Here is an 11938-nt window from a genome sequence, read left to right as displayed (position 1 = left end):
CCAGCGACCTGATCAGCTGGTTACTTGATCAGGTAGATGGTCGCGAACAGGGCGATCCACACGACATCGACGAAGTGCCAGTAGTACGACACCACGATGGCGGCGGTGGCCTGCTCGTGCGTGAAGCGCTTGGCTGCGTACGTCCGTCCCAGGACCAGCAGGAAGGCGATCAGACCACCCGTCACGTGCAGACCGTGGAAGCCGGTGGTCAGGTAGAACACCGTGCCGTACGGGTCGGAGGACAGCGACAGGCCGTCCTTCTTGACCAGCTCGGTGTACTCGAAGATCTGGCCGCCGATGAAGATCGCGCCCATCACGAAGGTGATGACGAACCACGAGCGGAGCTTCTTCACGTCCCCGCGCTCGGCGGCGAAGACGCCGAGCTGGCAGGTGAGCGAGGAGAGCACCAGGATCGTGGTGTTGACCGAGGAGAAGGGCACGTTGAGGGCGTGCGCCTTCTCGGTCCAGAACTCCGGCCCCTTGACGGAGCGGAGCGTGAAGTACATCGCGAAGAGGGCCGCGAAGAACATCAACTCGGAACTGAGCCAGACGATCGTTCCGACGCTGACCATGTTCGGCCGGTTGACCGATCCGTGCGCGTGCCCGGTTTCTACTGCTGTTGCTGTCGCCACGACGGACATTATGTCGGTCCCTTATTCCGTCTTCACGTCGGGGGGTCACCCTCGGAGTGTCCGGTGCGTGCGGTATGCCCCCCTGGGGCCCGACGGGGCGTCCGTACTGCCGCTGAGCAGCGGCGTGTCCCTTTTCTGACGGTTGCTCGAAAGGCCCGTCCGGGCCCTGTCCGGCGTGTCGTGGCGGGCTTCCGGGGGTTGCCGGAGGTAAGGGGAAGTTCCACTCGTCCGCCGTACGGGTGGACCGTGCGGGCGGGGGTGACGCGCCCTGCTCCGCCCGGACCAGTCGCGGGCGCGGCGCCGTCGCGAAGAGATCGCGCGGGAGGGGCTCGGCGGGCGGTGATCGGGAGTAGCATCCGGGGAGAGGCGAACGTGGTCCGGATCACACGTGAGGGAGCAGGGCCCATGGCGTACACGACCGACGAGACGCTGACCGTTCTCGTCTACAGCCACGACCGAACCACCCGTGAGCAGGTGCTGACCGCTCTCGGGCGGCGGCCCGCGGAGGACCTCCCGGAGCTGGCCTACCTGGAGTGCGCGACCACCCCCGCGGTGCTCAAGGCGCTGGAGAAGGGTGGCGTCGACCTCTGCGTCCTGGACGGTGAGGCGGTGCCGGCCGGCGGGCTCGGGCTCGCGCGGCAGCTGAAGGACGAGATCTACGGTTGCCCGCCGGTGCTGGTGCTGATCGGCCGGCCGCAGGACTCCTGGCTGGCCGCCTGGAGCCGGGCCGACGCGGCGATCTCCCAGCCGGTGGACCCGGTGGCGCTGGCCGAGGCCGCCGCCACGCTGCTGCGGGCCCGGCTGGCCAAGCGGGCGCCCGCCGCCCGTTAGGCCGGGTCCCGGCCCGGTCTCCCGCCCCGCGTCCCACCCGGCGTCTCACGACAAGAGAAGAAGGGTGAACGGCGGAGCCCCGGCGGCCCGCCGCTCGATAGGCTGACTCCGTCCCTACGTCCTTCCCCGGTGAGCCGGGGCAGCGAGAGCTGGAGTCAGCCATGGTGAACGTGCAGCCTGCGAACGGTGGTAGCGACCCCGCGCAGGTGGTCCGCTCCTGGCCGGACATCCTGTCGGCGCTGCTGAGGGGGGAGGACCTCGACCGCTCGGCCACCGCGTGGGCGATGGACCGGATCATGAGCGGCGAGGCCTCTCCGGTGCAGGTGGCCGGGTTCATGGTGGCGCTGCGGGCCAAGGGCGAGACGGTCGACGAGATCTCCGGACTGGTCGACTCGATGTACGCGCACGCCGAGCCGCTGGACATCCCCGGCCCGGCGGTGGACATCGTCGGCACCGGCGGCGACCGGGCCAAGACCGTGAACATCTCCACCATGTCCGCGATCGTCGCCGCCGCGGCCGGGGCCAAGGTGGTCAAGCACGGCAACCGGGCCGCCTCCTCGTCCAGCGGCTCCTCGGACGTGCTGGAGAAGCTGGGCATCAGCCTGGACCTCCGGCCGCGCCGGGTCGCCGAGATCGCCGAGGAGGTCGGGCTCACCTTCTGCTTCGCCGCGACCTTCCACCCGTCGATGCGGCACGCCGCGCCGGCCCGGCGCGACCTCGGGGTGCCCACCGCGTTCAACATCCTGGGGCCGCTGACCAACCCGGCCCGGGTGACGGCGCACGCGATCGGCTGCTTCGACACCCGGCTGGCGGCGCTGATCGCCGGCGTGCTCGCCCGGCGCGGTGCCACCGCGCTGGTCTTCCGGGGCGACGACGGACTGGACGAGCTGACGATCACCACCACCTCGCGGGTGTGGGTGGTCCGCGACGGCGCCGTCACCGAGACCGTGTTCGACCCGCGCGAGGTCGGCATCGAGCCGGTCGGCATCGAGGCGCTGCGCGGCGCGGACCCGGCGTACAACGCCGAGGTCGCGCGCCGGGTGCTCGCCGGGGAGCACGGGCCGGTCCGGGACGCGGTGCTGCTGAACTCGGCGGCCGCACTGGTGGCGCTGGACCTCACCGACGCCCCGCTCGTCGAGCAGATCGGCGCGGCCATGCGGCGTACCGCGGCGGCCGTCGACTCGGGTGCCGCGCGGGACCTGCTGAAGCACTGGTCGGAGGCCACCGCCCGGGTGTGACAAGGCGGTTGGGGCCCATCGGGAATCCTCCCGGTGGGCCCCGACGTGTGTCCGGGATGTGGACCCTTGTTTGACCGGGGGGCGGACCGGATCTACAGTCTTGGCCAGGTCATGAGTGACAGCGACAAGCCCCAGCTTGCTGTCCGGCAACCCTCCTTCCGTGGCGGGGTGCCCTGGGTGAGGACCGGGCCGTGCGGCGAGCCGTCCGCGTGGCAAGCGCGGACACCCGGATGACTACGCACTCCCGGGGTCCCTGACCCGTAGACGGAGTGCATCCCCGTGTCTGTTGCTACCGACCTCCTCGCCCCCCTCCCCGTTCTCGGCCACGACGTCGAGGTCCCGCTCGCCAACGGTGACAAGGTCGCCTACGCGGCGCTCGACTACGCCGCCAGCGCCCCGGCGCTCCAGCGGGTCTGGGACGAGGTCGCCGCCTACGCCCCCTACTACGGCAGCGTGCACCGCGGCGCCGGCTACCTGTCCCAGCTCTCCACCGACCTGTTCGAGCAGAGCCGCCGCACCGTCGCCGAGTTCCTGGACCTGCGCGAGGGCGACCAGGTGGTCTTCACCCGCGCCACCACCGACTCGCTCAACCTGCTGGCCGGCGCCGTCCCGGCCGGGACCCAGGTGTTCGCCTTCGAGACCGAGCACCACGCCTCGCTGCTGCCCTGGGCGCACGCCGGTCTGACCGTCACCTGTCTGCGCGCCCCCCGCTCGCACGCCGAGGCCGTCGCCGCCTTCGACGCCGCGCTCGCCGAGGCGCCCGAGGGCCCGAAGCTGCTCTGCGTCACCGGCGCCTCGAACGTCACCGGCGAGCTCTGGCCGGTCGCCGAGCTGACCAGGACCGCCCACCGGTACGGCGCCCGGGTGGTGCTGGACGCCGCGCAGCTGGCCCCGCACCACCGGGTCTCGGTGCGCGAGCTGGGGGTCGACTGGATCGCCTTCTCCGGCCACAAGCTGTACGCGCCGTTCGGCGCCGGGGTGCTGGCCGGCCGCGCCGACTGGCTGGACGAGGCCGAGCCGTACCTGGCCGGCGGCGGCGCCACCCGCACGGTGGCCCGGGAGACCGACGGCTCGGTGGCCGTGCAGTGGCACACCGGCCCGGCCCGGCACGAGGCCGGCTCCCCGAACGTCATCGGCGTGTACGCGATCGCGGCGGCCTGCCGGGCGCTCACCGAGGCCGGGTTCGACGCGCTGGAGGCGCGCGAGCGGGCGCTGGTCGCCCGGCTGAAGGCCGGTCTGGCGGAGGTCCCCGAGGTCAGGGTGCTGAGCCTGTTCGGTGCCGACGCCGACCGGGTGGGCGTGCTGTCCTTCGTCGTCCGGGGCTGGAACAGCTCGCACTTCTCGGCCGCGCTGTCCGCGGAGTACGGCATCGGCGTGCGGGACGGCCTGTTCTGCGCCCACCCGCTGGTGCGCACGCTGCTCGGCGACGAGGAGGCCGCGCCCTCGGAGTGCGGCGCGCCGGAGGCCTCGCTGCCGGGCGAGCGCAGCCTGAACGCGATCCGGGTGAGCTTCGGCGCCGGTACTCCGGACGAGCACGTGGACCGGTTCCTGACCGCCGTCCGCGAGCTGGTCACGGACGGCGCGGCGTGGAGCTACCGGAACGAGGGCGGCCGCTGCGTCGCGGACACCCGCCGGGAGGGCTGAGGCCCCGTCGGGCTCGGCCGCGCCTCGGCTCGGTCGGGCCTCCGCTCGGTCGGGCCTCCGCCGGGCTACTCCTCCAGGCCGATCGCGAAGGCGGCCTCCAGGTCGTGCTGGGAGTAGGTGCGGAAGGCGATCTGGGTCTCGGTGTGCGCCACGCCCGGGACCTTGTTCAGCCGGCCGGGGATCACCTCGGCGAGGTCGTCGTGCCGGCGCACCCGCACCATCGCGACCAGGTCGTAGCCGCCGGTCACCGAGTAGACCTCGCTGACGCCCTCGATGGCGGCGATCGCCTCGGCGATCTCCGGGATGCGGTCGACGCTGGTCTTGATCAGGACGATGGCGGTGATCACGGTGGCGTACTCCTTTGTGAGGTGCCGCCAGGGTAGCGGGCGTCGGTCGCACCGTCGCGGGGGCGGGTGCGGCGGGGTCGGCGGGGTCGGCGCTCGGCCAGGGTGCAGGCGTAGAGGAAGCCCGCCCCGAAGCCGATCACGTGCACCAGGTACGCCACCCCCGGTCCGGCCGAGTGCACCGACCACCACTGGAGCGCGAACCAGAGGCCCAGCACCAGCCAGGCCGGGAACCGCAGCGGCAGGAAGAGCAGCAGCGGGACGAGCGTGGTGACCCGCGCGTGCGGGTGGAAGCGCAGGTAGGCGCCGAGCACGGCGGAGATCGCCCCCGAGGCGCCGATCAGCACCCGGGTCGAGTCCGCCGAGTGCGCCTCGGCCAGCGCGAAGCCGTAGGTGGTCAGCGCGCCGGCCGCCAGATAGAAGAGGAGGAACCGGGGGCGGCCGAGCCGGTGCTCCACGGCCGGGCCGAAGACGTGGAGGAAGAGCAGGTTGCCGAGCAGGTGCAGCCAGCCGGCGTGCAGGAAGAGCGCGCTGAGCACGGACAGCGCCGGGTGCTTGCCGGGGGTGGCCGAGGCCGGGCAGCCGGGTACCGGCTCGGGGGCCTCGGCCAGTTGGTCCGAGGTCAGCGGGTGACCGGTCAGGAGTTCGGCGGGGACGGCCCCCCAGCGCTGCTCGTAGCGCTGTTCGGCGCAGACCCGGGCCTGGTCCCGGCCGTAGAGCGGGTTGAGCCCCGCGGCCGGTCCGAGCAGGAAGACCGCGGTGTTCAGCGCGATCAGCGCGTAGCAGACGGCCGGAGCGGCGGCGGCCGGTCGGCCGCGGTGCGCGCCGGGGTGGGGGACCGGGATCGCCATGGGCTCCAGCATCCCCCCGGTGCCGGGCGGGCACCGCGCGGTTACGGCAGGTGGGCTACCGCCCGGGAGTGCTCGGCCGGTGGCCGGGAAGGTTGCCCCAGGCAATAGGCTTGGGGCGGGCATTCCCGCCTCCCGCCGCCGACGCCGGGGCTCCGGGGGGAGCGCCCGAGCCCGTTCAGGGACCACCCGAGAGGACCCCCGATGACCGTCCCCGCCCTGACTGCCGAGACGCGCTGGCGCTGCACGCTCTGCGGAAACCTGACCCGCTTCGACGTGACCCGGACCGCCCGGGTGACCGAGTTCCTCCACTTCGACCTGGCCGGCGAGTCCAAGGTCGAGGAGACCCAGGTGCTCAGCGAGACCGTGGAGTCGGTGCGCTGCCGCTGGTGCAACGCCGTGGACCAGGTCGAGCTGGTCGCCCGTCCCGGCGCGGAGGAGGCGGCCGAGGCCGCCGAGGCTCCCGAGCAGGGCTGACCGCCCGGTCCGTGCGGTGGGCGGTGAGCGGCGTGGCCGCCCGCCGCACGGGACAATACAGAGAGAACACGCGGAGTGTGACGGGGGTGGCGGCCGAGGGCCGTACCCCGCTGGACCAGGATCGGAGCCGAGGACGTGGTGGACGCAGCGAAGGAGCCCGCCGGGCCGCAGGGGCGGCAGCCCGCTGTGGACGCGCAGGCGCCGGACGCGGCCGTGGCCGCCCCCTCCGGCACCGAGGCCCCGGCGGAGGCGCCCGCGGGTGAGGAGTCCGGCGCCGGTGAGGAGCCGGCGGCAGCGGACGGCGGAGCAGCCGGGCCGGAGGCCGACGGGGCGTCGGCCGAGGCGCTGGACCGGCCGCTCCCCGAGGGCGTGCGCCGACGGGTGGTCGGCCTGGCCTCCGACGCGCTCGGCGGTCTGCCGCTCGGCGAACTGCCCCAGTCGCTGCGCCAGTACGCCAAGTTCACCCCCGCCCGCCGGGCCAAGTACGCGGCGACCGCGCTGGCCGCGGCGCTGGAGGCGGAGCCGGCCTTCCGGGTGCGGATAGCGGAGCGGCTGCGGCTGGGGCAGCCGGACCTGGTCAGAGCCCTGGAGGCGGGCACCGTGCCGGGCGCCGCCGACCCGATGGACGTGGCCGCGGCCGCCTACCTGGTGCGCTCCGCCGGGTGGAGCCGGCTGGTGGCCGAGGCCGGCGAGGAGGCCGAGCGGGCCGGTACCGAGGGCGCGGTCGCCGAGGCGACCCGGCTGGTCGAGAAGCTCCAGGCCGAGCTGGCCGAGCTGCGGACCACGGCCCGGTCCGACCTGGAGCGGCAGCGGGCCGAGTCGGAGGACGTCCGCAAGGAGGCCGAGTCGCTGCGCCGGCGGCTGCGTTCGCTGGAGAGCGACACCCGTCGGGCGCAGGCGGAGACCCGGAAGGTCGCCGCCGAGCTGGAGGCGGTCAGGGCGCAGGCGGCGGCCGAGCGCGGCGCCGCGGAGACGGAGGCGCGGCGGCTTCGGCACCGGGTCACGGAGCTGGAGAACTCCGCCGAGCAGGGCCGGCGCTCCGCCCGCGAGGGGCGCGGGGTCGAGGACATGCGGCTGCGGCTGCTGCTGGACACCGTGCTGCAGTCGGCCCAGGGCCTCCAGCGGGAGCTGGCGCTGCCGGTCTCCCAGATCCGTCCGGCGGACCTGGTGGAGGCGGTGGTGCCGGGCGCGGCCTCGCCGCACGACGTGGCCCGGCGCGGGCTGGCCGAGGACGACCCGGCGCTGCTGGACCAGCTGCTGGCGATCCCGCAGGTCCATCTGGTGGTGGACGGCTACAACGTCACCAAGACGGGCTACCCGACGCTGCCGCTGGAGCAGCAGCGGATCCGGCTGCTGGGCGGACTGGCGATGCTGGCGCAGCGCACCCAGGCGGAGGTCACCTGTGTGTTCGACGGCCAGGACCTCGACGTGCCGGTGATCATGGCGCCGCCGCGCGGGGTGCGGGTGCGGTTCAGCCGGACCGGTGAGACGGCGGACGAGCTGATCCGCCGACTGGTCCGGGCGGAGCCGCAGGGCCGCCCGGTGGTGGTGGTCTCGGCGGACAAGGAGGTGGCGGACGGCGTGCGGAAGGCTGGCGCGCGCCCCGTCGCCTCGGTGCTGCTGCTGAACCGGCTGGCCCGACCGTAGCTCCCGGACGCCGCGCACCGACGGTCATGACGGCTGGTCAGCGCCGGGATTGCGGTCATGTGCGGGTTTCGTGAAGTCCGGGTGCGGGCGGCAGGTTCAGGCAATCGTGGGAGTGGCGCGAAACGTGGATCTTCACTAGGGTCTGGCGTCAAACCTATTTTCCGGATTCTCACCCCATCGGGTGAGGCCATTGGAAGAAGGAGCCGGTCCTTTTGGCCTCCCACCGCCGTCCCAAGCAGCCGAGCCGCGCGCGGGTCTCCGTGCTCACCGCGGCCGCTGCGACCGCGGTCGCTCTCTCCGCCCAGGTCGCCGCCCACGCAGCGCCGAGCCCGTCCCCGAAGAAGGACGACGTCAAGGCGCAGATCGACCAGCTGAACGAGGAGGCCGAGCAGGCCACCGAGCGGTTCAACGGCGCCAAGGAGCGGGCCGACCAGCTGCGCAAGCAGGCGGACCAGCTCCAGGACCAGGTCGCCCGCGGCCAGGAGCAGATGACCCAGCTTCAGGCGGGGCTGGCCGAGGTGGCGGGCGAGCAGTACCGCACCGGCGGCATCGACCCGTCCGTCCAGCTGATGCTCACCTCCGACCCGTCCGGCTACCTGGACAAGGCCTCCAGCGTGCAGCAGGCCAGCTCCAGCCAGGCCGAGGCGCTCAAGGGTCTGCAGGACCAGCAGCGCCGGCTCGACCAGCAGAAGGTCGAGGCGGCCGCCGTGCTGGCCTCGCTGGACACCACGACCAAGGACCTGAACCAGTCCAAGGCCGAGGTCGCCAAGAAGCTCAAGGACGCCCAGGACCTGCTGAACTCGCTCAGCGCCGCCGACCGCGCGGCCGTGAAGGCGGCGCAGCAGCAGTCCGACCGTGCCTCGCGCGGCAGCGAGCGCACCGATCCGGGCAGCCTGCCGCAGGCCAGCGGCATGGCCGGGGCCGCGGTCTCCAACGCGATGGGCAAGCAGGGCTCTCCGTACGTCTGGGGTGCCACGGGTCCGAGCACCTTCGACTGCTCCGGCCTGATGGTCTGGGCGTACGGGAAGGCCGGCGTCTCGCTGCCGCGGACCTCGCAGGCGCAGGGCAACTACGGCAGCAAGGTCTCCTCGCTGGCCGAGGCCCAGCCGGGCGACCTGATCATCTACCGCCCCGACCGCAGCCACGTCGGTATGTACATCGGCAACGGCATGGTGGTCCACGCGCCGCACACCGGTGACGTGGTGAAGGTGATGAAGGCCGACGCCATGCCGATCAACACGATCCGCCGGGTCTGACGGCCCGCCACGACACCCCCGGGGGCGGTTTTCGGCCCCTGTGATCAGCGCCACCCCCGATCGGGGGTGGCGTTGGGGTTTGGGTCGGGCGTTGGGCCGTCCAGGTGGAAATGATCAGCCTGATGTGGGGATGTGATCACACTCGGTCATATTCACAAAGGAACTTGGGTATTCTTCTGGCTTTTTTCTGACAAGGATTTGAACGGATCACGGATCTGTTACTAGGGTCGTGCTTCGAACCTCGCACAGTCGATCACCCAGCCTGGGTGGCGGTGGGGTTCGCCGCCGAGTTCGCGAAGCAGCCGGGCGGGGCCTCAGGTGCCCGTCCGAACCAGACCCAGCAGTCGGGGGTCAGCTGTGGAGCGGAGCCGGGGAACCACGTTCCTCCGGGGTGAATCGGCGCCAGGTCGGCCGCTCGCGCGGACGGTGAGGCGTCGTAGGGCACGCTTCCGCCCGAACCCGTCAGCTCACCCGGTAGGCGGATGAGGAAGAAGGAGTCCGCCTTCGTGGCGTCCCATCGTCGTCCCAAGCCCGCCGGCCGCACCCGGGTCTCGATCATGACCGGTCTGGCCGCCGCTGCCGTCGCCCTCTCCGCGCAGTCCGGCGCCCACGCCGACCCCGCGCCGACCAAGGACCAGGTCAAGGAGCAGGTCGACCAGCTCAACGAGCAGGCCGAGGTCGCGACCGAGAAGTACAACGGCGCCCAGGCCAAGCAGCAGGAGCTGCAGAAGCAGGTCGCCGAGCTGCAGGACAAGGTGGCCCGCCAGCAGTCCGTGGTGACGGAGGCCCAGGGCGGCCTCTCCGAGATCGCCGGTGAGCAGTACCGCACCGGCGGCATATCGCAGACCGTCCAGCTGATGCTGTCCTCCAGCCCGGACAACTTCCTCAGCCAGGCCGACGCCCTGAACCAGGCCGGTTCCACCCAGTCCGGCGCGCTGAAGGAGCTCCAGGAGCAGCAGCGCAGGCTCGACCAGGACCGCACCGAGACCCAGACCAAGCTCGGCGAGCTGGAGGCCACCACCCAGCAGCTGAAGACCTCGAAGGACGAGGTCCAGGGCAAGCTGGCGAAGGCCCAGCAGCTGCTCAACACGCTCACCGAGCAGGAGCGCCAGGCGCTCCGCGCGGCCGAGGAGAAGGCCGCCGCCGAGGCCAAGGCGAAGGCGGACGCCGCGAAGGCCGAGGCCGCCAAGGCCGCCAAGGCGAAGGCGGACGCCGAGCGCGCCACCCGGGACACCAACCGCAGCGACCTGAGCGCGCCCGCGTCGGCGCCGGCGGCCTCCGCTCCCGCCGCCGCGGCCAAGCCGGCCGCTCCCGCCGCCAACGGCTCGCGCGCCGCCGCCGCGATCGCCGCCGCCGAGAGCAAGCTCGGCGCCCCGTACGTCTACGGCGCCACCGGCCCGAACTCCTTCGACTGCTCCGGCCTCACCGGCTGGGCGTACGCCCAGGCGGGTGTGTCGCTGCCGCGCACCTCGCAGGAGCAGGCCAACGCCGGTACCCGGATCGGCTCGGACATCTCCCAGGCCCAGCCCGGCGACCTGGTGATCTTCTACGGCGACCGCCACCACGTCGGCATCTACGTCGGCGGCGGCCAGGTCATCCACGCCCCGAAGCCGGGCGCGTCGGTCCGCTACGAGTCGGCGTCCAACATGCCGGTCAACACCATCGTGCGCCTCTGACCCCAGGGTCGGCAGGCTCCTCGCAGGCCCGGTCTCCCCCGAGGGGAGGCCGGGCCTGCGGCTTTCCCCCGGTCACCGGGAACTCCGGCGGGCGAACCGGTCTGATGTCCGATCGGTGACTGAATATTCGGGTTCGGAGGGGTTTGGAAACGGTTGCCCCGACTCGCTAACGTCTGCCACCGGACGCCCGCTTCGACAGCCGCACGGTCCGGTGCGGCGGCGGGTCCCGGCCCAGGATCGGAGCCGACGTCGGATGACCGCGCACCGCCGTTCCCCGCTGTCAGGTGTCCACACGCTCGCCCGGGCGCTGGTGCTCACCGCGGCGGCCACCACCGTGCTGGGCGTGGCGACCGGCGGCACCGCGCAGGCGGCTCCCGGCGCGCCCGACGCCCCGGCCAACCGCAAGGACGTCAAGGCCCAGGTGGAGCAGCTCTACGACGAGGCCGAGCAGGCCTCGGAGCGGTTCAACGCCGCCCAGGAGGCCCAGCAGCGGCTCCAGCACGAGACCGGCACGCTCCAGCAGCAGATCGCCCTCTCCCAGGACGAGCTCAACCAGCTGCGCGGCGACCTCGCCACGGTGGCCGGGGCGGAGTACCGGGGCGGCGGGATGGCGCAGACCGTCCAGCTGATGCTCTCCACCGACCCGGAGGGCTACCTCTCCCGGGCCCGCACCCTCGACCAGGCCGCCGAGCGGCAGAACGAGACCCTGCACGAGGTGCTGGGCCGTCAGCGGGTGCTCGACCAGCGCCGGGCCGAGGCCTCGGCCAAGCTCTCCGAACTGGAGGAGACCCGCAGGGCGCTGGCCGAGGGCAAGCAGCAGATCCAGCAGCGGCTCGCCAAGGCGCAGCGGCTGCTCAACAGCCTCGGCGCCACCGAACGCGCCCGGCTCACCGCCCAGGACGCCCGCGAGGCCGAGCAGCGCGCCACCCGCGGCACCGACCGGCTCGACCTCGGCACCACCCCGCCCGCCTCCGAGCGCGGCGGCGCCGCGCTGGCCGCCGCGGTACGGATGATCGGCTCGCCCTACGTCTACGGATCCACCGGGCCCAAGGCGTTCGACTGTTCCGGTCTGATGTACTACAGCTGGCGGCAGGCCGGAGTGACCCTGCCGCGCACCTCGCAGGCCCAGGCGTTCGCCGGCCGGCGGGTCAGCATCTCCGAAGCACGGCCGGGAGACCTGGTGATCTTCTACCGGGACATGCACCACGTCGGGATGTACGCCGGCGGCGGGGTGATCGTGCACGCCCCCTACCCGGGGGCCCGGGTGCGCTACGAGAGCGTCAACGCCATGCCGGTCGCGGGGGTGATCCGGCTCTGAGCCGCCCGGACCCCGCCGGCGGCCGCG

At 73.0% G+C, this 11938-nt stretch carries 11 protein-coding genes and 2 riboswitches; of the genes, 8 read left to right on the top strand and 3 right to left on the bottom strand.

The genetic code is table 11. The annotated features are described in order from the left end of the window. Positions 1-20: 20 nt before the first annotated feature. Positions 21-641 (bottom strand): aa3-type cytochrome oxidase subunit III, encoded by a 621-nt coding sequence (ctaE, locus tag ACW14Y_RS13555; RefSeq protein ID WP_266268940.1) that lies wholly within the window; start codon positions 639-641, stop codon positions 21-23. Between the two features lie 396 nt (positions 642-1037). Between ctaE and ACW14Y_RS13550 the strand changes: the two genes are divergently transcribed. The 3 genes from ACW14Y_RS13550 to ACW14Y_RS13540 all read left to right on the top strand — a co-directional run bounded on the left by ACW14Y_RS13550 (position 1038) and on the right by ACW14Y_RS13540 (position 4345). After that, a complete protein-coding gene (locus ACW14Y_RS13550) occupies positions 1038-1463 on the top strand; it encodes a hypothetical protein (RefSeq protein WP_266310860.1) in 426 nt (141 codons plus the stop codon). A gap of 161 nt (positions 1464-1624) precedes the next feature. Next, positions 1625-2701, top strand: a complete 1077-nt coding sequence (trpD, locus tag ACW14Y_RS13545) for an anthranilate phosphoribosyltransferase (protein WP_380302484.1) — start codon at positions 1625-1627, stop codon at positions 2699-2701. Between the two features lie 107 nt (positions 2702-2808). Then, a riboswitch (SAM riboswitch) is annotated at positions 2809-2926 on the top strand. A gap of 54 nt (positions 2927-2980) precedes the next feature. After that, positions 2981-4345 carry an aminotransferase class V-fold PLP-dependent enzyme gene (locus ACW14Y_RS13540; RefSeq protein WP_456986843.1) on the top strand — a complete coding sequence of 455 codons (1365 nt, stop codon included), beginning with the start codon at positions 2981-2983 and terminating at the stop codon, positions 4343-4345. Positions 4346-4410: 65 nt separating this feature from the next. Here ACW14Y_RS13540 and ACW14Y_RS13535 read toward each other — a convergent pair whose 3' ends face one another. Both ACW14Y_RS13535 and ACW14Y_RS13530 read right to left on the bottom strand, forming a co-directional pair. Further along, a complete protein-coding gene (locus ACW14Y_RS13535) occupies positions 4411-4692 on the bottom strand; it encodes an Lrp/AsnC ligand binding domain-containing protein (protein ID WP_030391503.1) in 282 nt (93 codons plus the stop codon). Next, entirely contained in the window at positions 4689-5540 is an 852-nt protein-coding gene (locus ACW14Y_RS13530; protein ID WP_380302489.1) for a rhomboid family intramembrane serine protease, read from the bottom strand. Before ACW14Y_RS13530 ends, ACW14Y_RS13535 begins: the two co-directional genes overlap by 4 nt. Before the next feature lie 201 nt (positions 5541-5741). On the opposite strand from ACW14Y_RS13530, the gene ACW14Y_RS13525 reads away from it, so the two are divergent. The 5 genes from ACW14Y_RS13525 to ACW14Y_RS13505 all read left to right on the top strand — a co-directional run bounded on the left by ACW14Y_RS13525 (position 5742) and on the right by ACW14Y_RS13505 (position 11911). Beyond that, positions 5742-6014 (top strand): hypothetical protein, encoded by a 273-nt coding sequence (locus ACW14Y_RS13525; RefSeq protein WP_380302491.1) that lies wholly within the window; start codon positions 5742-5744, stop codon positions 6012-6014. A gap of 345 nt (positions 6015-6359) precedes the next feature. Then, positions 6360-7661 carry an NYN domain-containing protein gene (locus ACW14Y_RS13520; RefSeq protein ID WP_380302516.1) on the top strand — a complete coding sequence of 434 codons (1302 nt, stop codon included), beginning with the start codon at positions 6360-6362 and terminating at the stop codon, positions 7659-7661. A gap of 212 nt (positions 7662-7873) precedes the next feature. Next, positions 7874-8917 carry a C40 family peptidase gene (locus ACW14Y_RS13515; protein ID WP_380302493.1) on the top strand — a complete coding sequence of 348 codons (1044 nt, stop codon included), beginning with the start codon at positions 7874-7876 and terminating at the stop codon, positions 8915-8917. A gap of 339 nt (positions 8918-9256) precedes the next feature. Then, positions 9257-9413: riboswitch (cyclic di-AMP (ydaO/yuaA leader) on the top strand. A 10-nt stretch (positions 9414-9423) separates the two neighbouring features. Continuing rightward, positions 9424-10593 (top strand): C40 family peptidase, encoded by a 1170-nt coding sequence (locus ACW14Y_RS13510; protein ID WP_380436580.1) that lies wholly within the window; start codon positions 9424-9426, stop codon positions 10591-10593. 253 nt (positions 10594-10846) lie between these two features. Continuing rightward, positions 10847-11911 carry a C40 family peptidase gene (locus ACW14Y_RS13505; protein ID WP_380302497.1) on the top strand — a complete coding sequence of 355 codons (1065 nt, stop codon included), beginning with the start codon at positions 10847-10849 and terminating at the stop codon, positions 11909-11911. Positions 11912-11938: the final 27 nt, after the last annotated feature.

It is taken from the genome of Kitasatospora sp. cg17-2 (genome assembly GCF_054031055.1).
This window is presented reverse-complemented; position numbering and strand designations above follow the sequence as displayed.

What these genes read in the sequence shown, in the direction of transcription:
- ACW14Y_RS13505 (WP_380302497.1), top strand. Translation starts at nt 10,847, where the DNA reads ATGACCGCGCACCGCCGTTCCCCGCTGTCAGGTGTCCACACGCTCGCC.
- ACW14Y_RS13550 (WP_266310860.1), top strand. Translation starts at nt 1,038, where the DNA reads ATGGCGTACACGACCGACGAGACGCTGACCGTTCTCGTCTACAGCCAC.
- trpD (WP_380302484.1), top strand. Translation starts at nt 1,625, where the DNA reads ATGGTGAACGTGCAGCCTGCGAACGGTGGTAGCGACCCCGCGCAGGTG.
- ctaE (WP_266268940.1), bottom strand. Translation starts at nt 641, where the DNA reads ATGTCCGTCGTGGCGACAGCAACAGCAGTAGAAACCGGGCACGCGCAC.
- ACW14Y_RS13530 (WP_380302489.1), bottom strand. Translation starts at nt 5,540, where the DNA reads ATGGCGATCCCGGTCCCCCACCCCGGCGCGCACCGCGGCCGACCGGCC.
- ACW14Y_RS13525 (WP_380302491.1), top strand. Translation starts at nt 5,742, where the DNA reads ATGACCGTCCCCGCCCTGACTGCCGAGACGCGCTGGCGCTGCACGCTC.